The 24,207-nt window shown below is 69.9% G+C and carries 19 protein-coding genes; 9 read left to right on the top strand and 10 right to left on the bottom strand.

The features are described 5' to 3' along the window. Nucleotide 1 precedes the first annotated feature (1 nt). The 3 genes from ACZ7OI_RS13400 to ACZ7OI_RS13390 are packed head-to-tail and all read right to left on the bottom strand — an operon-like array spanning nt 2 to nt 5,619. Complete coding sequence (locus tag ACZ7OI_RS13400) at nt 2–2,089, bottom strand: FUSC family protein (RefSeq protein ID WP_470264458.1); 2,088 nt, start codon at nt 2,087–2,089, stop codon at nt 2–4. After that, entirely contained in the window at nt 2,086–5,181 is a 3,096-nt protein-coding gene (locus ACZ7OI_RS13395) for a GH92 family glycosyl hydrolase (RefSeq protein WP_470264457.1), read from the bottom strand. Before ACZ7OI_RS13395 ends, ACZ7OI_RS13400 begins: the two co-directional genes overlap by 4 nt. A 39-nt stretch (nt 5,182–5,220) precedes the next feature. After that, entirely contained in the window at nt 5,221–5,619 is a 399-nt protein-coding gene (locus tag ACZ7OI_RS13390) for a GNAT family N-acetyltransferase (protein ID WP_470264456.1), read from the bottom strand. Between the two features lie 56 nt (nt 5,620–5,675). Here ACZ7OI_RS13390 and ACZ7OI_RS13385 point away from each other — a divergent pair, with 56 nt between their 5' ends. After that, on the top strand, nt 5,676–6,134 hold the full coding sequence (locus ACZ7OI_RS13385) for a hypothetical protein (protein WP_470264455.1): 459 nt from the start codon (nt 5,676–5,678) through the stop codon (nt 6,132–6,134). Between the two features lie 78 nt (nt 6,135–6,212). On the opposite strand, the gene ACZ7OI_RS13380 is transcribed toward ACZ7OI_RS13385, so the two are convergent. After that, nucleotides 6,213–10,520, bottom strand: coding sequence for a GH92 family glycosyl hydrolase (locus ACZ7OI_RS13380; protein ID WP_470265171.1), 4,308 nt, complete (start codon nt 10,518–10,520; stop codon nt 6,213–6,215). Nucleotides 10,521–10,738: 218 nt separating this feature from the next. On the opposite strand from ACZ7OI_RS13380, the gene ACZ7OI_RS13375 reads away from it, so the two are divergent. Together ACZ7OI_RS13375 and ACZ7OI_RS13370 are read left to right on the top strand one after the other, a co-directional pair. Then, nucleotides 10,739–11,395 carry a class I SAM-dependent methyltransferase gene (locus ACZ7OI_RS13375; RefSeq protein ID WP_470264454.1) on the top strand — a complete coding sequence of 219 codons (657 nt, stop codon included), beginning with the start codon at nt 10,739–10,741 and terminating at the stop codon, nt 11,393–11,395. Further along, complete coding sequence (locus ACZ7OI_RS13370; protein ID WP_470264453.1) at nt 11,395–12,027, top strand: class I SAM-dependent methyltransferase; 633 nt, start codon at nt 11,395–11,397, stop codon at nt 12,025–12,027. Before ACZ7OI_RS13375 ends, ACZ7OI_RS13370 begins: the two co-directional genes overlap by 1 nt. Before the next feature lie 3 nt (nt 12,028–12,030). Here ACZ7OI_RS13370 and ACZ7OI_RS13365 read toward each other — a convergent pair whose 3' ends face one another. After that, complete coding sequence (locus ACZ7OI_RS13365; protein ID WP_470264452.1) at nt 12,031–13,335, bottom strand: M20/M25/M40 family metallo-hydrolase; 1,305 nt, start codon at nt 13,333–13,335, stop codon at nt 12,031–12,033. Next, the gene (locus ACZ7OI_RS13360) at nt 13,328–14,155 is read right to left on the bottom strand and encodes a M55 family metallopeptidase (RefSeq protein ID WP_344275397.1); all 828 of its coding nucleotides are present in this window, start codon (nt 14,153–14,155) and stop codon (nt 13,328–13,330) included. Before ACZ7OI_RS13360 ends, ACZ7OI_RS13365 begins: the two co-directional genes overlap by 8 nt. Nucleotides 14,156–14,343: 188 nt before the next feature. Between ACZ7OI_RS13360 and ACZ7OI_RS13355 the strand changes: the two genes are divergently transcribed. The 5 genes from ACZ7OI_RS13355 to mptB all read left to right on the top strand — a co-directional run bounded on the left by ACZ7OI_RS13355 (nt 14,344) and on the right by mptB (nt 21,373). Beyond that, nucleotides 14,344–16,119, top strand: a complete 1,776-nt coding sequence (locus tag ACZ7OI_RS13355; protein WP_470264451.1) for an ABC transporter substrate-binding protein — start codon at nt 14,344–14,346, stop codon at nt 16,117–16,119. Between the two features lie 5 nt (nt 16,120–16,124). Further along, nucleotides 16,125–17,153 (top strand): ABC transporter permease, encoded by a 1,029-nt coding sequence (locus ACZ7OI_RS13350; RefSeq protein WP_470264450.1) that lies wholly within the window; start codon nt 16,125–16,127, stop codon nt 17,151–17,153. Then, the gene (locus ACZ7OI_RS13345) at nt 17,150–18,070 is read left to right on the top strand and encodes an ABC transporter permease (protein WP_470264449.1); all 921 of its coding nucleotides are present in this window, start codon (nt 17,150–17,152) and stop codon (nt 18,068–18,070) included. The genes ACZ7OI_RS13350 and ACZ7OI_RS13345 overlap by 4 nt, the downstream gene beginning before the upstream one ends. Beyond that, entirely contained in the window at nt 18,067–19,719 is a 1,653-nt protein-coding gene (gene nikE, locus ACZ7OI_RS13340) for a nickel ABC transporter ATP-binding protein NikE (protein ID WP_470264448.1), read from the top strand. Before ACZ7OI_RS13345 ends, nikE begins: the two co-directional genes overlap by 4 nt. A 91-nt stretch (nt 19,720–19,810) precedes the next feature. Continuing rightward, on the top strand, nt 19,811–21,373 hold the full coding sequence (gene mptB / locus ACZ7OI_RS13335) for a polyprenol phosphomannose-dependent alpha 1,6 mannosyltransferase MptB (RefSeq protein WP_470264447.1): 1,563 nt from the start codon (nt 19,811–19,813) through the stop codon (nt 21,371–21,373). A gap of 43 nt (nt 21,374–21,416) precedes the next feature. Here mptB and ACZ7OI_RS13330 read toward each other — a convergent pair whose 3' ends face one another. Further along, complete coding sequence (locus ACZ7OI_RS13330; RefSeq protein WP_470264446.1) at nt 21,417–22,226, bottom strand: hypothetical protein; 810 nt, start codon at nt 22,224–22,226, stop codon at nt 21,417–21,419. 176 nt (nt 22,227–22,402) lie between these two features. Between ACZ7OI_RS13330 and ACZ7OI_RS13325 the strand changes: the two genes are divergently transcribed. Then, the gene (locus tag ACZ7OI_RS13325) at nt 22,403–22,882 is read left to right on the top strand and encodes a nuclear transport factor 2 family protein (RefSeq protein WP_470264445.1); all 480 of its coding nucleotides are present in this window, start codon (nt 22,403–22,405) and stop codon (nt 22,880–22,882) included. Nucleotides 22,883–22,889: 7 nt separating this feature from the next. Here the strand turns inward: ACZ7OI_RS13325 and ACZ7OI_RS13320 are convergent, their stop codons facing one another. From ACZ7OI_RS13320 to ACZ7OI_RS13310, 3 genes are all read right to left on the bottom strand, one after another. Next, nucleotides 22,890–23,078, bottom strand: coding sequence for a hypothetical protein (locus tag ACZ7OI_RS13320; RefSeq protein ID WP_470264444.1), 189 nt, complete (start codon nt 23,076–23,078; stop codon nt 22,890–22,892). A 2-nt stretch (nt 23,079–23,080) separates the two neighbouring features. Further along, complete coding sequence (locus tag ACZ7OI_RS13315; RefSeq protein ID WP_470264443.1) at nt 23,081–23,725, bottom strand: hypothetical protein; 645 nt, start codon at nt 23,723–23,725, stop codon at nt 23,081–23,083. 64 nt (nt 23,726–23,789) lie between these two features. Next, the gene (locus ACZ7OI_RS13310) at nt 23,790–24,203 is read right to left on the bottom strand and encodes a TIGR03668 family PPOX class F420-dependent oxidoreductase (RefSeq protein ID WP_470264442.1); all 414 of its coding nucleotides are present in this window, start codon (nt 24,201–24,203) and stop codon (nt 23,790–23,792) included. Between the last annotated feature and the right edge of the window lie 4 nt (nt 24,204–24,207).

The following is a 24,207-nucleotide window of genomic DNA, read 5'->3' as shown; positions in this document are numbered from 1 at the left end:
GTCAGCTGTGCCGCGGCGGGTCCTGCGCGCCGACGCCCAGCACGCGGCCGAGCGCGATGAGCCCTTCGTCGAGGTGGCTCAGGCTGGACAGCACCGCGCGGGTTTCGGCCTCGTCGATCCGGTCGGCGACCGGGGTGCCGTCGTCGCGCACGAGCTTGCGCAGCCGGGTGCTGCCCGGGTTGCTGACTGCTTCGTGCACGAGGTCGACGTTCGCGATGATCCGGCCGGCGAACTGGTCGAGCCGTTCGGAAACCGGTCCGGCGAGCTGGCCGGGCTGCGCGCGGGCGGCCACGTGCCGGGCGCGGAAGGCGATGCCCTCCAACGTGGTCAGGACGTGCCAGCCGTAGTCGCGGCGGGCGCTGCGCAGGTTGATCGGGTGGGTGAGCGGTTCGATCGTCAGCCGCACCTGCTCGACCGCCCGGTCGAGGTCGCGGGACATCTCGATGATGTTCACGTTCTCCCGGCCGGACAGCAGCGTCGCGGCGGACTCGACGAACTCGTGCAGTTCGTCGAGCGCGATCGCGATGTCGTCGAGCATCACCGCGCGCGTGCGGACCGGCAGCACCACCACGGCGGCGAGCAGCCCGCACGCGGCGCCGACCGCGGTTTCGGCGACGCGGATCCACAGCACTTCGATGCTGAACGTGCCGAGCAGGCTGTAGAGCAAGCCCAGCATGCTGGTCACGAAGAACGCCATCAGGAACTGCGAAACCCGCGCCGTGTAGACCATGCCGAAGACGCAGACCAGCAGCAGCGCGAGGATCGCTGGGGTGTTGCCGCTGACCAGCAGCGCCAGCGCGACTCCGCCGACGATGCCCAGCAGCGTCCCGCCGGTGCGGCGCATGCCCTTCACGAACCGCGCGCCCGCGCTGGACGTGCCGATGAACACGACGAACACCGTCAGCACCGCCCAGTACCAGCGTTGCGGCGAGATCAGCTGCCCGGCCAGCACGGCGAGCCCGCCGCCGAGCACGGCCTGGATCGCGCCGCGCGTCTGGTTGTCGTAGGCGAACGCCTTGGTCGGCTCGTCTTCCTCGTCCTCTTCCGCCGGGAAGTCCACTTCTGCCTGCAGGCTCGCGATGCGCTGCGCCCGGTCGTCCGCCACCGCCAGCTCGGCGATCGCACGGCGGACGCCGTCGCCGGGATGCGCGCGTTCGTCGATCCGGCTGCCTTCCACGAGCATCCGGCTGTATTCGCCGGTCTGGCTGATCAGCGGCAGGTCGCGCGGATCGCGTTCCATCAGCGACCGGAACCGGGACAGCCGCGCCACGAGATCGTCGGCGACGCCCTCGGGCAGCGGCTGCGAGCACGTCCGCCGCACGGTGATCACCAGCCACTGCACGGCCAGCTCGACCTCGATCACCCGGCGGCGCAGCTGGTCGGCGCGGCGGTCGTCGACCACGTCGGGAGCGTGGTCCTCGATCAAGAGGACTACCTCGTGCAGCCGTTCCACTGACGTGCGGATCTGCCGGTTGCTGCGGTCCGAACCGCCGGACGAGATGTACGCCTCGGTCGCGCGCACCGCCGCGCCGAGCCGTGCCCGGAAAGCCTGGCGGTAGCGGATCAGCTCGCTTTCGGCGTTGCGGCGCAACAGAAGGAACCGCACGACCGCGTTCGCCGCGACGCCGATCGCCAGCGCGATCAGCAGGTGCGGCACCTGCGCGAGGTGCGCCTGCAGGAACATCGGGAAGAAGAACAGGAAGAACGCCATCGACCCGAGCGCGATGCCGCGCGCGCCGAACCGCTGCACGTACACCGCGACGAAGATCAGCAGCACGAAGACGATGCTGTCGAGGGGCGCGTAGGCAGAGCCGAAACAGGCGGCGGTGATCGACGCGGCCCCCACCACGAGTGCGAGCAGCAGCGTGACGGCTTGGCCGCCGCTGGTGGCGTCGTTGACCGTGAACGCGCTCATCATCGCCGCGATGGCCGCGACGAGCGTGGTGGTGAGCGGGAAGTGCAGCGGCAGCATCGCGAGGACCGCGATGACGATGCCGAGGACTGCCGACGCGGCGAGCCGCAGCCGGACGAGGCCGGGGTCGGCTGCCGCCAGCCGGTCGAGGAAGGCGTTGCGTACGTCGGTGATCATCGGGCCAGCAGCTCCCACTGGGCGAGGGCGACGCGCCGCCGGGTCGAGGCGCGGACCCGCAGCCGGTAGTGCCGGCACGCGGCGGGGTTGACGAGCACGAACGGCCGGGTCTGGCGCCGCCAGCGGAACACCTCGCCGGAGCGTTCGTCCAGGGTCCGCCACTGCTGTCCGTCGTCGGAGCCTTCGAGCACCCACTCCTGGGGATCGCCCGCGCTGGCGCCGGAGGTGAGCGTGTAGAGGACGACTTCGCGCGGCTCGCCTTCGGCGGTGAAGGTGATGGTCGGCCTGGGCGTGCGGAAGACGGCCTGGGTGCGGCTGGTGTTGTCGGTCAAAGCGGCGATCCCGGCGCCGGTGAGATCGCTGAGCGGCGCGGGGGCGACCGGGGTGACCGGTTCGGTGCCCCAGTCGCCGGGCTCGGCGCGGACGTCGAACTCCAGCACCGCGCCGCGGGCGAGGACCGCGTGGGCGAGGGTGGCCGAAGGGTGCGGTTCGCCGTCGACAGTCAGGCCGTGCACGTACGGCGTGTCGGCTTCGCTGTCGGCGCTCGCGGCGCGGGGTGCTCGGATCACCAGGTCCTTTCCGTTCTCGAGGTGCACGGTGGCGGAGCGGAACAGCGGCGCGCACACCGCGTACCGCGGGCTGCCGACGGTCAACGGGTAGAGACCGAGGGCGGTGAAGACATACCAGGCCGACATCTCGCCGTTGTCCTCGTCCCCGGGATAGCCCTGGCCGAGTTCGCTGCCGAGGTACAGCCTGCGCAGCACCTCGCGGACGGTGCGCTGCAGTTTCGCCTGCGCTCCGGCGAAGGCGTAGACGAACGGGATGTGGTGCGAGGGCTGGTTGGAATGTCCGTACTGGCCCATCCGCACGTCGCGGGCCTCGGTCATCTCGTGGATCCGGCCGCCCTGGCCGGTCTCCGGGGTCCGGAAGAACTCGTCGAGTTTCGCCTCGAGACTTGCGGGGCCGCCGTGGAGCGCGGCCAGGCCGGGACCGTCGTGCGGCACGGAGAAGGCGGTGTTCCAGGCGTTGGTTTCCACGAAGTCCGGGCCCCACGCTTCGGGGTCGAACCCGGCGGCCGGGTGCCGCCAGCCGCCGTCGAGGGTGCGGCCCTGGAAGAAGCCGACCCGCGTGTCGAAATGGTTGGCGTAGTGCTGGGCGCGCTGGCGGAAGTAGACGGCGTTGTCGGCGAACCGGCGGGCCCGCGCGCCGCTGCTTTCCCGGGCCAGCGCGTCGGACAGGTTGGCGAGGCCGAAGTCGTTGAGACAGCCTTCGAGCGCCCAGGACAGACCGCCGCGCGTCGAGGCCGGCGTGTAGCCGAGGAACGCGGAACGGTCGAGCCCCTTGCGGCCCACACCCGCGCGCGGCGGGGTGACGGTGGCGTTCTTGAGCGCGGCGTCGTAGGCGGCCTCGACGTCGAAGTTCGTGACGCCCTTCAGATACGCGTCGGCGAACGCGACATCGGAGCTGGTTCCGGTCATCAGGTCGGCGTAGCCGGGGGAGGACCAGCGGGCGATCCAGCCGCCTTCGCGGTACTGCTGCACGAAACCGTCGATCATCCGGCCGCACTGGCGCGGCGCGAGGAGCGCGTACGCGGGCCAGACCGTGCGGTAGGTGTCCCAGAAGCCGTTGTTGACGTACAACTCGCCGTCGACGACCTTCGCGCCGGTGCGCCGCCGCGTGCTCGGCCGGAAACTCCGCACGACCGGGCTCGCGTGCCGGATGCCGCGCGGCGTGTTCTCGTGCGCGACGTTCGGGTACAGGAACATCCGGTAGAGGCTGGAGTAGAAGGTGGTCAGCTCGTCCTCGGACGCGCCTTCCAGCTCGACCCGCCCGAGCACCTCCTGCCAGCGTTCCCGCGCCTGGTCCCGGACCTGGTCGAACGTCGTGCCCGGCGGGATTTCCAGCGTCAGGTTCCGTTTCGCCTGCGCGAGACTGATCAACGACGTCGCGATCCGCAGCGTCACCTCCGGCGCGGAGAACTCCAGGCTCCCGGTCACCGTCCGCCAGAACGGCCGCCGGATCCGCCCGCCGCCGCACGGCTGTTGATCAGCCTCGGCGTAGACGAACATCCGCCGCGCGCCGGTCGACAGCCCGCTGCGCACCCACGTGTGCCCGGTGACGATCCCGCGCTCGGCATCGATCCGGAGGCTGCCGCGGTTGCGGGCATTGTCGAACAGCACCCAGCCGCGGCCGTCGGGGAAGGCGAACCGGAACATCGCCGCGTGCTCGGACGGCGCGACCTCAGCGGCGATGCCGGTGCGAAACCGCACTCGGTAATGGTGCGGCCGGTCGGTCTCGTCGTCGTGGCCGAACGCGAGCGAACGCCGCACGCGGTCCGGCTCGACCGGGCCGGCGCCGGGCATCAGGTGGAAGGTGTGCCGGTCGCCCATCCACGGGCTCGGCTGATGGCTGAGCCCGAACGCCTGCAGCCGCGGCTCGTTCCGCTCGTCGTTGTGCCGATGGTAGGAGTAGAACCAGTTCAGCGCCCGCGCGTCGGTGACCGGGGTCCAGAAGTTGAAGCCGTGCGGGACAGCGGTGGCCGGGAAGGTGTTGCCGCGCGAGAACTCGTTACTGGAATGCGTGCCGCGAGTCGTGCGGACCCAGTCGACCGGGTCGTCGCGCCGCGGCGGATGCTCGGCGATCCGGACGTCGTCCAGCCACCCCGTCGCGTCGCCGTCGAACCCGGTCGCCAGCAGGATCCGCCGCACCCGCCGTCCCGCGAACGCGCCCAGCGGACGGCGCACCAGGTTCCACTGGTCGACGTAGAGTTTCTTCGCCTCCGGCGAGAACCCGGCACGGCTGCCGTCGTCGAACTCGACGTCGAGCGCCACGTACGTGCTGCGGTAGCTCGGGACCGGACCGTCGGACGCCGGGAAGACCACATACGACAGTGCACTGTGGTCAGTGACCGGAACGTCCACCTCGAACAGCGTCACCGGCGGCCCGGCCTGGTAGTGCAAGGCTTTCGCCCCGGTGAACCCGACGCCGCTCTTCGCGGTCGGCGCCCGGCGCGGCCCGCTGTCCACCCGAGCCCCCGCGACCGGCTGCGGATCGCCCGCTTCGAACGAGGAGAAGAACGCAGCCGTGGTCACGGTCCCCACGGTAATCGCTCCCGCACCGGCGGTGCCGGATCAGCTCGCGGTGAGCCTGATCAACCCCGCGTCGGTGGAGAGGAACCCGCAGGCGTCGAAGTAGAACGGGCGCAGACGCGGTTCGAAGTCCACGTGCAGCCATTCGCAGCCCGCGTCCCGGGCTGCCTCGCGGGCCCGGCGGACGAGTTCGGTGCCGATCCCGCGGTGCTGCCAGTCCGCGTGGACCTTCGGGTCGAGCAGGAAAGCGTGGTCCGCGCCGTCCCAGGCCAGGTTCGCGAAGCCGACCAGGGTGTCGCCGTCGTGCGCGCTGACCCAGCCGAGACTGTGCTGCCGCGCGCGGTCCCACCAGCCGGGTTCCGCGGTTCCGCCGTGCGCTTCGGTGAGGGTGACGAGCTGCGCGTCGGACAGGGCGGCCCGCCAGGCGTAGTTGATCTCCATCGGCCGACGCTCCCATGGCGTCGGATGCGCGAGCCACCGAATAAGCTGGTGCGGCGATGAAACACGTCAAAGTCGAAGCGACCGGCACGGGCAACTACCTCGATCCTCGACCGTATCTCCGCCTGTTGCCCGCTCTCTCGGCACAGCTCCCGCCTGGCGCACGAGCGTTCGCCGCCGACCCGGAGCACTACAACTTCCCCGGACAGCGGTGCGTCAAAGACCTCGTGCTCGAAACGCTGGTGCGCGGAACAACGGACGGCGAGGACTGGTTGCGGCTCGGCTTCCGCCACAACTGCTGGAAACACGAAGAAGACCTGACCATCCGCTACGCCGGCGTCAAGACTCTCGCGCACGACCCGGCCGACTGGACCGGCTTCCACCCGGTCACGCTGGACGAGATCCTGCCCCACGACCACGGATGCAGCCACGAGATCGGCTTCCTCGCCGGATCGCTCACCGTCGTCAGCCGCGACCTGATCGCGACCTGGACCGAAGCCGACTGCCCGGACAAATAGCCCGCCAAACACCGCAGGCCAGGCGCCCGGAACGAATCCGAACCCCTGGCCTGCGGCGATATGCCGGAAATCAGCCGATCAGAACTTCGCGCACTGCCCCGCGGACGGACCGCGGACCGTGTTGCCCAGGTCGTGATCGGTCGGAGCGGGGGAGTTGCCGGTGCAGGCCAGCGGCCCGCCCACGGTGCTGCTCGTGATCAGCGGCCCCTGGTTCCCCGTCAGGTTGACCGGGCCCGAGATGTCGGTCAGCTCGATCGACACCGGACCGGTGCTGCCGGTGATCGACACCGGCCCGGACACCTTCGTCCGGTTCAGCACCACCTGCGCCGCACCCGCCGCCGCGAGCGGTCCGGTGATCTGGCCGCCGCGCACGATCAGCGAAGCGCCGCGCGCCACGTTCACCGGACCCGACACCGTCGCGCCGTTCAGGCACACCACGCCGCTCGACACGGTCAGCGGGCCGTTCTGCACGCCGGTCAGCGTCTTGCCGCACGACGCGTCCGGACGGCCCAGCAGCTCGAACTCCGCCAGCGTCGCCGGACCGCCGGTCGTCGCGGTGACCTCCAGCCGGTAGTAGGCGTAGTGCGCCGGGTTCTTCACCGCGAACGCCCGGGTCTGCTGCCGCCACGGGAAGGACTGGTCGGTCTGCTGATCGGCGACGCTCCAGCTCTTCCCGTCGTACGAACCCTTCAGCGTCCAGCTCTTCGCGTCGCCCGCGCCGGTGCCGGAGGTGAGCGTGTAGTGCGTGACCGCCTCGTCGGTCGACTTCAGCTGGTACTGCACCGCACCCGTCACCTTCGCCTGCGTGCGCGAGGTGTTGTCCACCAACGCCGACGCGTCCGAACCGTCCGAAGTGGACAGCGTGCCCAGTCCCGGGCCGGTCTCGTCGTGCAACGGCGTCGGCACCGCGTCGCCGGTGGTGATCGACTTCGGCGCGTCGCCCGCGCCGGTGCCCCACGCCGACGGGTTCGGGCCCATGTCGAAGTCGAGCGTGGCGCCGTGGGCGAGCACGTCGTGCGGCAGCGACGTCGACGTCCAGTTCTTCCCGTTGACCTTCAGTCCCTGGACGTAGACGTTCTTCGCCGAGTTCTTCGGCGCGTTGATCACCAGGTCCCCGCCGGGCAGGTGCACGGTCGCCTTGGTGAACAGCGGCGACCCGATCGCGTAATCCGGGCTGCCCATCTGCAGCGGGTAGAAGCCCAGCGAGCTGAACACGTACCACGCGGACATCTCGCCGTTGTCCTCGTCGCCCGCGTAGCCCTGGCCCAATTCGCTGCCGGTGTACAGCCGCGACACCGCTTCGCGCACCTTCGCCTGCGTCTTCGCCGGCTGGCCCGCGTAGTCGTACATGTAGAGCAGGTGGTGCGAAGGCTGGTTGGAGTGGCCGTACTGGCCCATCCGCACGTCCCGCGCCTCCCGCATCTCGTGGATCACGCCGCCGTAGCTGCCCGGGAAGTCCGCGGTCTCCTGGTCGGCGAAGAACTGGTCGAGCTTGGCGCCCAGCTTGTCCTTGCCGCCGTAGAGATTCGCCAGCCCCTGCCCGTCCTGCGGCACGGTGAAGGCCATGTTCCAGCCGTCGGTCTCGGTGTAGTCCCCGCCCCACTGGCGCGGGTCGTAGTCGGCCTTGGCCTTCGTGAACTTCCCGCTCGCGTCCTTGCCCTGGAAGAACCCGGTGCTCGGGTCGAACAGGTTCACGTACTGCTGCGCGCGGCTGGTGAAGTACTGGTAGTTCTCGAGGTACTCCGCCTTGCGCGGGTCGTTCGCCGCGGCCGTGTCGTACAGCTTCTTCGACAGGTTCGCGATGCCGAAGTCGTTGACGTAGCCCTCGATCGCCCACGAGAAGCCCTCGCCGGTCGAGTTCGGCGTGTAGCCCAGGAACTCCGACTGGTCCAGACCCTTGCGGCCGACCGCCGAGTTCGGCGGCGTCACCGTGGCGTTCTTCAGCGCCGCGTCATAGGCCGACTTGACGTCGAAGTTCGTCACGCCCTTCTGGTAGGCGTCGGCGAACGCGACGTCCGAGCTCGTGCCGGTCATCAGGTCCGCGTAACCGGGGGAGGACCAGCGCGCGATCCAGCCGCCGTCGCGGTACTGCTGCACGAACCCGTCCACCATCTTGCCCGCCATGTCCGGCGTGAGCAGCGAATACGCCGGCCACGTCGTGCGATAGGTGTCCCAGAACCCGTTGTTCACATACGTCTGCCCGTCGACGACCTTCGACCCGGTCTGCGTCGCGGTGTCCGTGCCGGTCTTCGGCGACACCGGGCTCGCGTACTGGTACTTCGGCGCTTCCTTCGTGCCGACGTTCTCGAAACCCTCGTTCGGGTACAAGAATAACCGGTACAGGTTGGAGTACAGCGTCTCCGTCTGGTCCTTCGACGCGCCCTGCACCTCGATCACGCCGAGCTGCTTGTCCCACGCCTGCTGCGCCGCGTCCCGCACCGAGTCGAACCCGGCGTCCGGGGCGATCTCCTGCTCCAGGTTCTTCTTCGCCTGGTCGACGCTGATCAGCGACGTCGCGATCCGCATCGTCACGGTCTTGTCCGCGCCCGCGGCGAACCGCAGATACCCGGTCACGTTGTCCCGGTTCTGCCCGGTCAGCTTCCCGCCGGTCGCGACGGGCTTGTCGAACGTCGCGTACACGAACATCCGCCCGGCGCCCGCGGACAGGCCGCTCTTCGCGTCGGAATACCCGGAGAGCGTGCCGTGCGCCGGGTCGAGCGTGAGACCGCCGGAGTTGTTGACGTTGTCGAAGATCAGGCTGGAATCATTGCCCGGGAAGGAGAACCGCATCATCGCCGCGTGATCCGCCGGCGCGATCTCGGTCTTGATCCCGTTCTGGAACGTCACGCCGTAGTAGTGCGCCCGCGCCACCTCGTTGTCGTGCGTGAACGGCAGCGCCCGCTTGTCGCGGTTCGCGTCCGGCACCCCGCTCGCGGCCGACGGCATCACCTGGAAGCTCTGCCGGTCGCCCATCCACGGGCTCGGCTCGTGGCTCACGCTGAACGCCTGCAGCTGCGGGAGATTGTCCGCGTTGTTCTGCGAATGGTAGTTGTACAGCCAGCTCGCCGAACCCGCGTCCGTCACCGGCGTCCAGAAGTTGAAACCGTGCGGCACCGCGGTCGCCGGGAAGTTGTTGCCCCGGGAGAACGTGCCGTTCGCCATCGTGCCGCGCGTGGTGAGCACGTTGTCGCTGGGCCGCGTGCTGGCCGGCGGGGTGGGCGTCGCGGAGATCTTCAGATCGTCCAGCCAGCCCGCGAACTGCGCCGGGCCGTTCGCGTTGTCGTAGCCGATCGCGATCCGGTCGATCGTCTTGCCCGCGGCGACCCGCCCGATCGCCGAACGCACCAGGTTCCACTGGTTCGCGTAGAGGACCTTGCTCGCGCCCTGTCCCTCCGGCGTCAGCGGGAACCCGTACTGGTCGGTCGCGCCGAGATCGCGCAGATGCGTCCCGTCGGTGAAGTCCAGGTCGACCGCGACGTTCGTGCTCGGGTACTTCAGATCGCCCTCGACGAACTGCGGCTGCACCTTGTACGACAGCTCGGTCGTCCCGGTCACCGGCAGGTCGACGTCGTAGACCTTGTTGTAGGAGTACCCGTGCCCGGCCTTGGGCTGGCTGCCGGAGTAGCGGAACGCCTTCTTGCCGGTGAACCCGACCCGGTTCTTGTTGGTGTAGCCCTGATTCGGGCCCGAATCCACGACGCTGCGCATGTTCGGCAACGGCGGCGGGGCCGGATCGTCGTTGGCCAGCAGCAGCTCCGAGAACTGCATGATGTCGTCGCCGTGATTGCGCGTGACGTCCATCTGGTAGTACCGGTACGCGTCGCTCGGCGCGGACAGCTTGTAGTCGTTCTGCTGGAACCGCTTGTCGAACGACTGGCCCGACTGCTTGTCCAGATCGGTCCACTTCTGCCCGTCGTTCGAACCGCGCAGCGTCCAGTCCTGCGGGTCGCGGCCGGGCGCGTCGTTGGCCGAGGACACCGCGTAGTGCGTGATCTTCGTCGGCTCCGACAACGTGAACGTCACCGAGGCAGTCGGGTCCCACGACAGCCACTTCGTGCCGGTGCTGCCGTCGATCAGGTTCGCCGCGACCTCGCCGCCGCCGGTGTTCTCGCTGGTCGCGCTGAGGTCGGTGACCTTGCCCCGGATGTCGCCGGGGATCGAGGTCCCGTTCGCGCCGTCGACGCCCGAAGCCCGCGGCTTCCCGGCGGCATCGGTGTCGACAGCGTCCTGGACCGGTGGCGGATCGGTCGGCTCGAACGAAGAAACGAAGTCCGGCGGGGCGGCCTCGCCCGGCGCGGCGCCGGCCGCGGCGGGAAGGACGACCAGGCCCGCCGCCGCCACGGCCGCGGCGAGCACGACGTGGAACGGTCTGGCGCTTCGGGGCATCATTGCTCCCAGTTCGTCAGGGGGATCGGGGATCGGGGAAAGGGATCGGGACTCGGGGCCCCGGAAGCTCAACGCGCGGGTGACATCGATGTCAAGGCCGCCCCGCAAACCTGACCGGAAACGGACAACCGCGCGGGGCGGCGGCTGCGGCAACCGGGTGGCGCCGCACGGCCAGTCGAGCGCACCGGCGCCCAGGCCCGGCGGGTATAACAGAGCCCATGCCAGACGACGCCATCGATCCCGACGAGGAAGCCCGCCGCCGGGCCGGACTCGCACTCGCCAACGGTGACCCCACCGGGTGGTTCGAGCCCCTGTACGCGGCCGCGGAAGCCGGAGAGGCCGTCCTGCCGTGGTACCGCGGCAAGCCCTCGCCGGAACTCGCCGCCTGGATCGAGCAACGGCCCGGAGCCGGGCGCCGCGCACTGGTCGTCGGCTGCGGGATGGCCGACGACGCCGAACTCCTCGCCGCCTCCGGATACGAGACCTCCGCCTTCGACGTCTCGCCCAGCGCGATCAAAGCCGTGCTCAACCGCTTCCCGGACACCGTCGTCTCCTACCGCACCGCGGACCTGCTCACCCCGCCCGCGGAATTCCACTACGCCTTCGACCTGGTCGTGGAGATCATGACCGTCCAGTCGATGCCGAAGGACGTCCACGACCCGGCCATCGCCTCGGTCGCCGGGTTCGTCGCCCCGGGCGGCACGCTCGTCGTCGGCGCGGTCGCCGAGGAAAGCATCGACCTCGCCACCTGGGAAGGGCCGCCGTGGCCGCTCAGCAAAGCCGAGGTCGAGTCCTTCGGCCGCGACGGCGTCACCCTCGCCTCGCTGGAACGGGTCCGCGACGACAGCCGCTGGTGGGCGGAGTTCACCCGCTGATGCCCGAGGACCGTCCCGCGACAAGCCACGAACGCCAGGCAGGCCGTCCGTGGGACGAGTCCTATCAGGACGGTCCGGCCCCGTGGGACCTCGGACGCCCGCAACCGGCGATCGTCGAACTCGCCGCCGAGGGCGCGTTCCGCGGCACGGTCCTCGACGCGGGATGCGGAACCGGGGAGAACGCGCTGCATCTCGCGGTGGCGGGACTGTCCATTGTGGGCATCGACGTCGCGGAAACCGCGGTGGCGCAAGCGAAAGAGAAAGCCCGCGAGCGGGGGATCGCAGCCGAGTTCGCGGTCGGCGACGCGTTCCGGCTGTCCACTGTGGACCGGATCTTCGACACGGTCCTCGATTGCGGGCTGTTCCACACCCTCGACGCCAGGGAACGCCAGACCTACGTCGCCAGCCTCGCGTCCGTCACCGAACCGGGCGCGAGGCTGCACGTCCTGTGCTTCCGCGACGCAGGCGGCGACTCCGGCCCGCACCCGGTCGCCCGCGCCGAACTCGAAGCGCCTTTCCGGAGCGAAACCGGTTGGCACATCGAAACCCTGCGAGACAGCAGGATCGTCGCCCGGTTCGCGCCGGACGGTCTTCCAGCCTGGCTGGCGACCGTCCAGCGCGTCGACCCGTGAACCTCAGCAAGACTCCAGGAACCGCGTCAGCACCCGCGTCCCGAACCGCAGCCCGTCCACCGGCACCCGCTCGTCCACGCCGTGCGCCATCGCCCGGTACGGGAAGCCCTCCGGCAGCGCCAGGGGAGCGAAGCCGTAGCACGCCATCCCCAGCTGGGTGAACGCTTTCGCGTCCGTCCCGCCGCCCATGCAGTACGGCACCACGACCGCCTCCGGATCCTCCGCCCGCAGCGCGCCGGCCATCGCGTCGAACCACGGCGAATCGACCGGAGCCTGCACCGGCGGCTGATGCGCCACGAATTCCCGCGTGACACCCTCGCCCAGCAACGAATCCAGTACCGCGAACAGCTCGTCCTCGGTCCCCGGCAGCACCCGGACGTCGACCTGCGCGCTCGCCTTCGACGGGATCACGTTCACCTTGTACCCGGCGTCGAGCATCGTCGGCGTGGTGCTGTTGCGCACCGTCGGCACCACCAGCGACCCGGCCGTTCCCAGCCGCGCCACCGTTTCGTCGACCGCGTCGCCCGACGAAAGATCCACCGGCACGCCCAAAGCGGCGCCGGTCCGTTCCAGGAACGCGCGCACGGTCGGCGTCAGCTGCACCGGCCAGCGGTGGTCCGCGATCCGCTGCAGCGCCCCGACCAGCCGCACGACCGCGTTCTCCGGGTTCGGCCGCGACCCGTGCCCGGCGCGCCCGCTCGCGGTGAGCCGCAGGTGCGCGGTCCCGCGCTCCGCGGTGCCGACCGGGTACAGCCGCACCTTCCGGCCGTCCGCGGCGGGCACGTGATAGCTGTACCCGCCGGACTCGCTGATCGCAGCCGCGCAGCCCTCGAACAGGTCCGCGTGCTCCTTGACCAGCCAGTGCGCGCCGTAGTCGCCGCGGTCCTCCTCGTCGGCGACGAACGCCAGCACGACATCGCGCCGCGGCCGCAGCCCGGACGCGACGGCGGCCAGCACCATCGCGCAGAAATCCTTCATGTCGACCGCACCGCGGCCCCACAGGAATCCGTCGCGGACCTCGCCGGAGAAAGGCGGTACAGACCAATCGGCGGCGGCTGCGGGCACCACGTCCAGATGCCCCTGCACGAGAAGCGCGGGCAGCGTCGGATCGGTGCCCGGGATCCGCGCGACGACATTCGACCGCTGCGGTTCGGGCTCCAGAATCCGCGCCGAAACCCCGTACTGGCCAAGGAATTCGGCGACGTACTCGGCGGCGAGGCGTTCGCCCGCGGCCTCCCCGTCGCCCCAGTTGGTGGTGTCGAACCGGATCAGGTCCGCGCACAGCGAAACAACGTCGATCTCAGCCATAAATGCCCTGCACCGCCCCTGCCGCGATGGCCGTGACCACCTTGAACGCCTTCATCGCCTCGGTCATGCTCGGCGCCTCGAACGCGACCCGCCGCGTCCCGGTCTGCTCCACGGTCGGGATCACCGCGGTCGCCTGCGCCAGATGGCTCGCGTCGAACTCGACCTCGATCCGGTGCCGCCCCGGCGTCCGCTCGGCCCGCCCGGCCAGCGCCATCGACTCCCGCGCGCCGGTTTCCAGCAGCTTCGCCGTGCGCGCCGGCGGCAGGCAGATCGCCGCGTACCGGCTCACGCATTCCTTGACCTGCACCAGTTCCGCGTCCGGCGCGTAGTCGCGCGCGTCCTCGCAGGTCTGGTCGTCGCCGCTGACCAGCAGCACCGGCACGCCGTACTCGGCCGCCATCGCCGCGTTCAGCCTGCCCTCGCTCGCCGGCACGTCGTCCAGCCACACGCCGGTGATCTGGTTCTCCAGATACGTGTGCGACAGGACGCCGTCGAACCCGGCTCCGGCGTGGTAGCCGAGGAACACCACACCGTCCACACCGGAATCGATGCCCTGCATCATCGACAGCGGCTTGTGCCGCCCGGTCAGCATCCGCGCGCGTTCGTCGAGGTCTTCCAGCAGCAGGTTGCGCTGCGACGAGTGCGCCTCGTTGACGAGCACGTCGGTCGCGCCCGCCGCGTACAGGCCGGCCAGCACCGCGTTGACGTCGCCGGTGAACATGCCCCGGAACCGCTGCCACTGCGGGCTCCCGGGCACGACGTCGTCGGTCCAGGTGACCCCCGTGGCGCCTTCCATGTCGGCCGAGATCAGGATCCGCATGCCGGGCACTCTAGTGAGCCGCGCCGCGACCATAACGATCGGACACGCAGCGGCACCGTCACATATTGCGCGCTTCCCGCCGTATGTGGTTACTTTTCGTCTCTGGGGTCGGGGATTGACGATGGGGTGGTTCTCAAGTGCGAAATAAGCACAGGCGGCACGGGTTGCGCCGCGTTTTCGGTGTCGTAATGGCAGGAACGCTGGCGATTCTGCCGTTGGCGGGCACTGCGACCGCGCAGCAGCAGGCGCAGCCGAAGGTGCTGCGGGTCGCGTTGACCACTGGTATCGACCACTTGAACCCGTTCACCGCCGGGCTCGCCGCGTCGACGCAGGTCGGCCGTTTCATCTACGAGTTCCTGACGATCCCGTCGCAGGACAAGGCCGAGGCCGCCCCGGCGCTCGCCGAATCGTGGACGACGTCGCCGGACAAGCTGACCTGGACGTTCAAGATCCGCAAGGGCGCGAAGTGGTCCGACGGGCAGCCGGTCACCGCCAAGGACGCCGCGTTCACCTTCAACCGGATGCTCACCGACGCCACCGCGCGCACCGCGAACGGCAACTACGTCGCGAGCTTCCAGTCGGTGACCGCGCCGGACGACGCCACGCTGGTGATCAAGACCAAAACCGTGCAGTCGTCGATGGACCTGCTTGACGTCCCGATCGTGCCCGAGCACGTGTGGTCGCAGATCAAGGACCTCAGCGACCCGAAGACCGACACCATCCCGGTCGTCGGCGTCGACGACGGGCCGTACCAGATCACCGAGTACAAGCAGAACGAGTACGTCAAGTTCAAGGCCAACAAGGACTATTGGCGCGGCGCGCCGAAGGTCGACGAGCTGCAGCTGCTGGTGTTCAAGGACGTCGAAGCCGCCGTCAACGCCCTCAAGCAGGGCGAGGTCGACGTGATCAACCGGCTCACCCCGACCCAGTTCGACGCGCTCAAGGGCCAGCCGAACATCGAGCTGAACAAGGCTCCCGGCCGCCGCTACAACGAAATCAACCTCAACTTCGGCGTCGAGAACTCGGAGAACAAGCCGATCGGCAACGGCAACCCGGTGCTCAAGGACATCCGGGTGCGCCAGGCGATCGCGCAGTCGATCGACATCAAGACGATCGTGGACAAGGTCGCCGGCGGCTACGCCCAGCCCGGCGGCGGCGTGATCCCGCCGATCTATTCGGCCTACCACTGGGATCCGGCGCCGGGGGAGGCGCGCAAGTTCGACCTCGCCGCCGCGAACGCCGCGCTCGACGCGGCCGGCTACGCGAAGGGCCGCGACGGCATCCGCACCGCGCCCGGCGGCGCGCGCCTCGAATTGCGCCTCACCGGGCACGCGAACCGCGCGCCCGACCAGCGCCTCGCCCAGTACGTCACCGGCTGGCTGCACGACATCGGCATCTCGGTGAAGCAGGAACTGGTCTCCGACGACGAGCTGAACGACCGCACCAACGCGGGCAACTACGACCTCGCGATCTCCGGCTACGCGAACAACCCCGACCCGGACTACTCGCTGGCCCTGCACACCTGCGCCGCGCGGCCGAACGCCGAGGGCAAGGGCGGCACCACGGACACGTTCTTCTGCGACCCGCAGTACGACGCGCTCTACGCCAAGCAGCTCGCCGAAACCGACCCGGGCGTCCGCGCGGGCTACGTGAAGCAGGCTCAGGCGCGGCTCTACAGCCAGGCCGTGAACGTCGTCTTCGACTACGACAACTCGCTCGAGGCCTACCGCTCCGACAAGTTCTCCTCCTTCGGCAAGCAGCCCCAGCCCGAGGGGTCGATCCTCGAGCAGACCGCCTACTGGGGCGTCTACGGCGCGGTCCCGGCCGACGCTTCGGCCGCTTCGTCGGACAGCGGTTCCGGCACGACCGTGTGGATCGTCGTCGGCGCAGTGGCGCTCGTCGTGCTCGTGGGCGGCGGCATCGCGCTGTCCCGCCGCGGCAAATCCGCTGACGACCGGGAGTAAAGCGCGTGAGCCAAGCGATAGCTCCCGACCAGGCCTCGGTGCTCGCCGACCCCGACGAGCGCCGAGGCGGGACCGGGACGCTCCGGTTCGTCCTCACGAAGATCGCCGAGGCGGTCGCCAGCATTTTCCTGGTGATCGTCCTCGGGTTCTTCCTCTTCCGGCTGCTGCCCGGCGACCCGGTCGCGTTCATGGCCCGCGAACGGCCCACCGACCCCGGCCAGATCGCCGAACTGCGCGACCGGCTCGGCATCGACAAGCCCATCCTCGCGCAATTCGGGAACTACTTCGTCGGCCTGTTCCAGGGCGACTTCGGCGAGTCCTACATCGAACGCCGCCCGGTGCTGGACATGATCGGCGAACGGCTCTGGCCGACCGTGCTGCTCGTCGGCAGCGCGACCGTCCTGGCCGTCGCGCTCGGGCTGTGGCTCGGCATCCGCGCGGCGTGGAAGCGCGACAGCTTCTTCGACCGCGCGCAGACCGGGATCGCGCTGACGCTCTGGTCGGTCCCGCAGTTCTGGCTCGGCCTGCTGCTGCTCGTCGCCACCAACGGGCTGTTCCCCAGCCGCGGCATGCATTCGCCCGACGCAGGGCCCGGGTTCTTCGCCCAAGGCCTCGACGTGCTGCACCACCTGGTCCTGCCGTGCCTGACGCTGCTCGCGGTGTTCTACGCGCAGTACATGCTGGTGATGCGCTCGTCGCTGCGCGGCGAAATGGACGCCGACTATCTGACGACCGCCCGCGCGAAAGGCCTCCGCGACGACCTCGTCCGGCGGCGCCACGCGGTCCCGAACGCGCTGCTGCCCACGGTGACGCTGGTCTTCATGCAGTTCGGCATGGTGGTGTCCGGCGCGGTCACCGTCGAGGCCGTGTTCAGCTGGCCCGGACTCGGCCAGCTCACCTACGACGCGCTGCACGGCCCGGATCTGCCGGTGCTGCAAGGGGTTGTCGTCGTCCTCGCCAGCGCCGTCGTCCTGATGAACCTGTTCGCGGAACTGCTCTACCGCGTGCTCGACCCGAGGGTGCGTACCGCATGACCGCAGCCACCGGAACCCCCGCCGAAAGCGCCCGCGCGATCGCGTGGCGCCGCCGCCGCGCCGGAATCGCCCGCACCTGGCACGAATTCGCCACGCAGAAAGCCGCGCTCGCCGGGCTGTGCCTGCTCGTGCTCACTGTGCTGCTGGCTCTGCTGCTGCCGCTGATCAGCGACCAGAGCGGCCTCGACGTCACGCGCGTCACCGGCAAACCGCTCAGCCCTCCGGACAGCCAGTTCTGGCTCGGCACCGACATCGACGGCCGCTCGGTCCTGCTGATGACCGTGTGGGGCACCCGGCTCTCGCTGCTCGTCGGCTTCTCGGCGACCGTGCTCAGCGTCTGCATCGGCACCCTGATCGGGATCACCGCCGCGCACTTCGGCGGCTGGGTGTCGGCGATCCTGTTGCGGTTCACCGACTTCTTCCTCGTGCTGCCCTCGCTGGTGCTCGCGATCGCGCTGTCGGCGGTGCTGCGGCCGGGAGTCTGGACGATCGTGGTCGCGATCGGCGTCACCGCGTGGCCGAGCACCGCCCGGCTCGTCCGCGCCCAGACGCTGACCATCGAAAGCCGCCCGTACATCGAACGCGCCCGCGCGCTCGGCGGCGGACACCTGCACGTGGTCGCCAAACACGTGCTGCCCGGCGTCGCGCCGCTCGTGCTCGCCAACACCACGCTGGTGGTCGGCAACGCGGTGATCGCCGACGCCACCCTCTCGTTCCTCGGCGTCGGCGACCCGACCTCGATCTCCTGGGGCGCGATGCTGGAAACCGCCCTCAACAACGGCGCGGTCACCCGCGGCGCCTGGTGGAACCTCCTCCCGCCGGGCATCGCGATCGTGCTCGTCGTGCTGATGTTCACCCTCGTCGGCCGCGGCCTCGAAACCGTGCTGAACCCGCGGCTCAAAGGACGGCACTCGTGACCGCGCTGCTCGAACTGAAAAACCTCGGCGTCACCTACCGCACCGGCGGCGGCGACGTCCCCGCGGTCCGCGGCGTCGACCTGCGCCTCGACGCGGGCGGCACGCTCGGCGTCGCGGGGGAGTCCGGCTCCGGGAAGTCCACCGTCGCGATGAGCGTGCTCCGGCTCCTGCCGCGCAGCGCGAAGATCACCGGCGAAATCCTGCTCGACGGCGAGGACGTCAGCGAGATGCGCTGGGGACGGCTGCGCGCGGTCCGCTGGGCCGAGGCGTCGGTGGTGTTCCAGGGCGCGATGCACGCGCTCAACCCCGTCCGCCGCATCGGCGAGCAGATCGCCGAACCGATCCGGCTGCACGCGCCCGAGGGCAAAGCGCAGTCCGAAGCCCAGGTACAGGCGCGCGTCACCGAACTGCTCGAACAGGTCGACCTGCCGCGCTCGCGGGCGGGCGCGTACCCGCACGAGCTGTCCGGCGGCCAGAAGCAGCGCGTGATGATCGCGATGGCGCTGGCGTGCGAGCCGCGGCTGGTGATCGCCGACGAACCCACCACCGCGCTCGACGTCATCGTCCAGGCCCAGGTGCTGTCGGTGCTGTCGAAACTGGTCGCCGAACGCGGCATCGGGCTGATCATGATCAGCCACGACCTGTCCGTGCTCGCCGCCACTTGCGAACGCATCGCGGTGATGTACGACGGCGAAGTCGTCGAAGAACGCCCCAGCGCCGAGCTGATGTCCTCGCCACAGCACGAACACAGCCGCGCCCTGGCCGCGGCGTTCCCGACCGTCGGCGACCCGGTCTCGCGCTACGCCCCGGCCACCGCGACGCCGCTGCCGCCGGAACCGGAGGAACGCGCTGGCCCCGGCGAAGCGCCGCTGCTCGCCGCCGAGGACCTGCACGTCACGTTCCGTGACCGCAAGGGCAAGCGGATCCACGCGGTCAACGGGGTGAACCTCCAGGTCGGCCGGGACGAGATCGTCGCGCTGGTCGGCCAGTCCGGCTCCGGCAAGACCACCCTCGCGCGAACGCTGCTCGGACTGCAGAAGCCCGACTCCGGCGCGGTCCGCTACGCGGGCAAACCGGTGCCGTCGGGCGGGGCCGGGCTGCGCGCTTACCGGCGGGAAGTCCAGCTCGTGCTCCAGGACCCGACGAGCGCGCTGAACCCGGCCCACACGGTGTACGAGGCGGTCGCCGAAGGCCCGCGCATCCACGGTTTGCCGGACGAACGCGACGTCGTGCTCAAAGCGCTCGGATCCGCCGAACTGCGCCCGCCGGAGAAATTCCTCGACCGGCTGCCGCACGAGCTGTCCGGCGGTCAGCGCCAGCGCGTCGTCATCGCCGGAGCACTCGCGCTCGAACCGTCGCTGCTGCTCGCCGACGAGCCGGTGGCCTCGCTCGACGCGTCGGTGCGCGGCGAGATCCTCGCGCTGCTGCTCCGGCTCCGCCGCCAGCTCGGTCTTTCCGCGCTCGTCATCACCCACGACCTGGGCCTGGCCTGGAACATCGCCGACCGGGTCGCGGTGATGTACCGCGGCGAACTCGTCGAGACCGGTACCGTCGAACAAGTCCTGCTCGACCCGCAGCACGAGTACACGAAGTCGCTGCTCGCGGCGCTCCCCGGGGGCACCGCGCAGCGGACCGCGGCCGAGGCCTGACCGCAGTCCGCTCCGGGCGCGCGCCGAAGCCCCGCGCGCCCGGAGCCCGTGCGGGGCGGGCCGACTGCACCCGGTAATCTCCTGGATCGAAATGGCCACCACTACCGACAACGCGCAGCCGAACGCCGGCAGTCTCGACCGGCAGTTCCTGACGCCCGCGCGCTTCCCCTACCGGACCATCGCGATGGGCACGGTCGGAAGCGCCCTTCTCATGCTCGCCGCGCTCGGCGCGGGCGGCATCCTCATCCGCGACCCCGTCATCGGCCACGGCCCGCTGTCCTGGATCCGCTACGGCCACGGCCGGGCGCTCGCCAACGCGCTGCTCTACAGCGGCTTCGGCCTCGTCGTGTGGGCGTGGGTCCGGCTCGGCCGCTACGCGCTCGCCGGGCGCATCGGCAGCAAGCCGATCCTGATCGCCGCGCTGTGCTGGATGGCGCCGCTGATCGTGTCGCCGCCGCTGTTCACCCGCGACGTCTTCTCCTACCTCGGCCAGGGCGCGCAGCTGCTCTACGGGCTCGACCCGTACGCCAACGGCCCCGCCGAGCTGCCCGTGCTGCCGAACGTCGTGCAGAACGTGCACCCGCTGTGGCAGACCACGCCCGCCCCGTACGGCCCGCTGTTCCTGCTGATCTCCAAGGGCATCGTCGCGATCACCCAGGACCACATGATCGCCGGCGTCATCCTCACCCGGCTCGTCCTGCTCGTCGGGCTCGGCATGACGCTGTGGGCGCTGCCCCGGCTCGTCAAGCACCTCGGCGGGAAGCTCCCGGTCGCGCTCTGGGTCGCGGTCGCCAGCCCGATGATGGTCATCCACCTCTTCGGCGGCCCGCACAACGACCTGATGATGCTCGGCTTCCTCACCATCGGGATGCTCGCCGCGCTCGAGCGCAAACACGTCGTCGCGGTCGTGCTCGTGACGATCGGCATGCTGATCAAGCCGACCGCCGCCGTCGCGCTGCCGTTCATGGTCTGGATGTGGGCCGCGGACATGCGGGGCCCGTCGAAGACGAAGAACTTCTTCAAGGCCGGAGCCGCGGCGGTCGGGCTGTTCCTGCCCGTGTTCGTCGTCGGCACCTGGGTCTCGCTCGGGTCGCTCAACCTCGGCTGGTGGTCCGGGCTCAAGGCCCCGCAGCTCATCACCAACTGGCTGAACTTCCCCAGCGGCATCGGCGAGGCGGTCTACAACCTCGTCCACATCGTCGCGACCGTCCAGCCCTCGCCGTTCGTCACCGTCGCGCGCGCCATCGCGATGGTCGGCCTGGTCGTGTTCGGCGTCCGCCAGTGGTGGCTCGCCCGCGGCGGCGGCAAGGAAGCCGTCTACCGCGCCGCGATCACGCTGCTGGCCGTCGCGATCCTCATGCCGCCGACCCTGCCGTGGTACCTCACCTGGGGCTTCGTGCTGATCTCGGCGTTCCCGTGGGAACGGCGGAACCTGTCGGCGATCGTGGCGATCTCGGTGTTCGTGACCCTCGTGTACTACCCGACCGGGGAGCAGGCGCTCTACGACTGGTGGTTCATCGCGATCGTCGTCGTGGTCAGCCTGTACGCCGCCGCGTCGCTGCTGCGCCCGGACCCGCTCGGGCTCGTCGCCGCGTGGCGGAAGAAGCCCAAGGACGAGGAATTCCTCCCGGACGCTCCCGCCAAGTCCTCGTGAAGCGGTGGTCCCGGCTTCTCGCCGGGACCACCGTTCGCCCGGGCTACTTGCGGTCCGCGCGGTAGTTCCGGAACAGCAGGTACGTGTCGAGAATGTCCGCCTGGTCGCTCTCGACCGAGCGGTAGATGCCCCACTTCGGCCGCACATAGTCGCCCTGAGCCGGCAGCTTCACCCCGGTCTTGCTGCCCCGCGCGGCAACCGGCGCGCCCGCACCGGCGCCGCTGCGGATCACGCAGGCCGCCGCGCCCGCGTCGCCCGGCGTCAGCGTCCACTCGATCGTGATCCACTTGTCCCGCAACGGAGCCAGCTTCGCCGCCGCGATCGACGGCGAGCCCGGATTCGCGTACGCCCGCGCGGAAATCATCTCCACGCCGCCGTCCCGGACCAGATCGAGCGTCACCCACGGCCCCTCGTTCGTCGCCGGGGTCTTGGTCTGGAAGATGTGCGTGAACCGGCTCGTGCCGTGCAGGCTCGCCGGGATGAACATCTCATACGACAGCGTCCAGGTCTCGCCGTCGCGCATCTTCAGCGCGGAACCGTTCTGCACCATGCCCTTCGTCTCGGTCCGCTGCCGATCCCCGCCGCCGGTGGTGTCGCGGTCGTCGCGCCAGATGGCGAACCGGTAGTGATTTCCCTCGACTGTCACGTACTTCCGGTCCGGATGCAGCCCGCCGCGATCGGCCTCGACGCCCTCGAACGCCTTCAGCCCGTCCTTCACCGGGTCCGGATGCCACAACGGGCTCGCGGCGGTGGCGCAATGAGCGAGCGGACCGGTCAGAAGCGGGAGGGCGAGCGCCGAACCGACGATCGTGCGCAGCGCCGCACGGCGCGGGAAACCAGGAGATTCCGGCATCACGGAGTGTCCTTTCCGAACAGGAACGAAAGGGGCACATCGGCCGGCGGCGTCGTACATCCGATGTCTGGCAGGTCAAAGGTAAGAGTCTTTCCGAACGCGGTCAAGCGCACGATGTCACGCCGGCCCGGCCCGGAACGATGAACCGAGACAGCGGAACCCCGAGGGAGAAGCCGGTGCAGGAAACGGATCAGCACGAACTCGACGCCTTGCTCGCCACGTCCCGCATCATCCGCACCTTCAACAGCTACTACCGCGCGGTCGACGAGCGGCAGTTCGACGCCCCGCGTTTCCAGCGCATCTTCGCGCCGGACGGGAAAATCGTGCGCCCCAACGGCGCCGAGACAGCCGGACCGGCGGACATCGCCGACAGCCATGCCCGCAGCTTCGCCCGCTTCGAAGCGAGCCAGCACCTGCTGACCGGCCACGACGTCGAACTCGACGGCCCCACGGCGGAGGTGCGGGCGAACCTCGTCGCGATCCACCTGTGGAAAGACCGCCCGGTCACCGTGCGGATGGAGGATCGAGCGTTCACCGCGGGCGGCGTGGTCACCGCGGACCTGCGGGACACGGGGAAGGGCTGGCGCATCACCGAAGTCCGCACGAGGATCCTGTGGCGGACCGGGTATTTCGGGGCCCTGGCTCAGACCCGGTGACTCCGGCTCACCGCTTCGCCGCCCGGTACCGATTGATCAGCGCGGTGATCGTCGCGTGCTCCGCCCCGCTGTTGAGCGCGGCGACCAGATCGTCCGGGCAGAGCTGGTAGTGATCGCCCCACCAGCGGCGGGCACGGTTGTCCCAGATCTGGTACCCGCCGGGCACGCCCCGGGCGACGTAGCGTCGTTTCGCCATCGTCAGTCTTGGTCGAAGGCCGCGAGGAAGGTCGGGGCCAGCCGCGTCAGTTCGGCCTGTTGTTCTGCGGCATTCGCGCGCCAGCCGGCGGAAGTGAGCGCCAGAACGCGGTTGCCGTGGCCGAGCACCACCACGCACGCGGCCACTCTGGCCCCGACCTGACCGCAGAACCCGAACTGCGGATCGGCGACCCCGGGGAGCGAAAACCGGGTCCTCATCGCGAGTTGCTCGTCCTTGACCACTGCTTGCCCGCAGCTCAGCGCGGTGCGGAGGCCGGAAACGACCTGCTCGCCGGAATAGCCCCGGTACTCCGCGAGCAGTTCCCCGATCTGCACCTGGTCCGTCACCGAGATCGCCTGCGCGCCGTTCTGCACGGCGGAATCCCACGGCTGGTCCGCGCCGCACGCCCGCACGATGCGCAGGGGAGTGTTGGCGCCGACGACGTAGGGCAGGGGCTTCTGCTGACTGCGGACACGGGCCGCCGACAACTGCTCTTCGCTCGGAAGATACTTCGTCAGGTCCTTGACGGTCGGGGCGGCGGAAGTTGACGCTAGTGCGGAACTGGACGGCGGCGAGGATTCCGGCACCGGGGCCGCCGCCGGGGTTTCGGCCGCACACCCCGCGACCAGCAGCACAAGACCGGTCATTATTAGCGCAATCCGCATGATCCTCCCCATTTCGGGAGAAAGATCGTGAGACTTCGGTCCAGTGTTACGAACCCGCCCAACCCCGCCAGGCCCGCACCTCGGTCACGACCACCGCATGCTCCGGCGGCCGCTCCGCGTACTGCGGGTACTTCTCCGTCAACCACCCGACATACGAAGCCCGCGAAGCGTCAGAGACCATCCGCGCCACCCCGTCCGCACGGGCCCACCACAACTGCGACCAGTCCTCGTCGTACTCGTCGACCAGGAACGACACCGCCGGGTTCTCGGCGATATTCGCCAGCCGCCGCAACGCCGTCGTGCTCTTCGGCTTGTGGTCGACCGCGAATACAACCGTGTCGTCGCGCACCGCGAACGTTACCGGCACCAGATGCGGCGCCCCGCGACTGTCCGCTGTGGCGAGCCGGGCCACCCGCGCCGCCGCGAACCTCGCCCGGGTTTCCACAGTGGACAGTCGCATCCGG

The sequence above is a fragment of the Amycolatopsis sp. NPDC114503 genome, from assembly GCF_055633655.1.
Note: the sequence above shows the minus strand (reverse complement) of the source record. Positions and strands in the feature narration are given on the sequence as shown.

What these genes read in the sequence shown, in the direction of transcription:
- ACZ7OI_RS13400 (WP_470264458.1), bottom strand. Translation starts at nt 2,089, where the DNA reads ATGATCACCGACGTACGCAACGCCTTCCTCGACCGGCTGGCGGCAGCC.
- ACZ7OI_RS13390 (WP_470264456.1), bottom strand. Translation starts at nt 5,619, where the DNA reads ATGGAGATCAACTACGCCTGGCGGGCCGCCCTGTCCGACGCGCAGCTC.
- ACZ7OI_RS13385 (WP_470264455.1), top strand. Translation starts at nt 5,676, where the DNA reads ATGAAACACGTCAAAGTCGAAGCGACCGGCACGGGCAACTACCTCGAT.
- ACZ7OI_RS13380 (WP_470265171.1), bottom strand. Translation starts at nt 10,520, where the DNA reads ATGCCCCGAAGCGCCAGACCGTTCCACGTCGTGCTCGCCGCGGCCGTG.
- ACZ7OI_RS13375 (WP_470264454.1), top strand. Translation starts at nt 10,739, where the DNA reads ATGCCAGACGACGCCATCGATCCCGACGAGGAAGCCCGCCGCCGGGCC.
- ACZ7OI_RS13370 (WP_470264453.1), top strand. Translation starts at nt 11,395, where the DNA reads ATGCCCGAGGACCGTCCCGCGACAAGCCACGAACGCCAGGCAGGCCGT.
- ACZ7OI_RS13365 (WP_470264452.1), bottom strand. Translation starts at nt 13,335, where the DNA reads ATGGCTGAGATCGACGTTGTTTCGCTGTGCGCGGACCTGATCCGGTTC.
- ACZ7OI_RS13360 (WP_344275397.1), bottom strand. Translation starts at nt 14,155, where the DNA reads ATGCGGATCCTGATCTCGGCCGACATGGAAGGCGCCACGGGGGTCACC.
- ACZ7OI_RS13355 (WP_470264451.1), top strand. Translation starts at nt 14,344, where the DNA reads ATGGCAGGAACGCTGGCGATTCTGCCGTTGGCGGGCACTGCGACCGCG.
- ACZ7OI_RS13345 (WP_470264449.1), top strand. Translation starts at nt 17,150, where the DNA reads ATGACCGCAGCCACCGGAACCCCCGCCGAAAGCGCCCGCGCGATCGCG.
- mptB (WP_470264447.1), top strand. Translation starts at nt 19,811, where the DNA reads ATGGCCACCACTACCGACAACGCGCAGCCGAACGCCGGCAGTCTCGAC.
- ACZ7OI_RS13330 (WP_470264446.1), bottom strand. Translation starts at nt 22,226, where the DNA reads ATGCCGGAATCTCCTGGTTTCCCGCGCCGTGCGGCGCTGCGCACGATC.
- ACZ7OI_RS13320 (WP_470264444.1), bottom strand. Translation starts at nt 23,078, where the DNA reads ATGGCGAAACGACGCTACGTCGCCCGGGGCGTGCCCGGCGGGTACCAG.
- ACZ7OI_RS13315 (WP_470264443.1), bottom strand. Translation starts at nt 23,725, where the DNA reads ATGACCGGTCTTGTGCTGCTGGTCGCGGGGTGTGCGGCCGAAACCCCG.
- ACZ7OI_RS13310 (WP_470264442.1), bottom strand. Translation starts at nt 24,203, where the DNA reads ATGCGACTGTCCACTGTGGAAACCCGGGCGAGGTTCGCGGCGGCGCGG.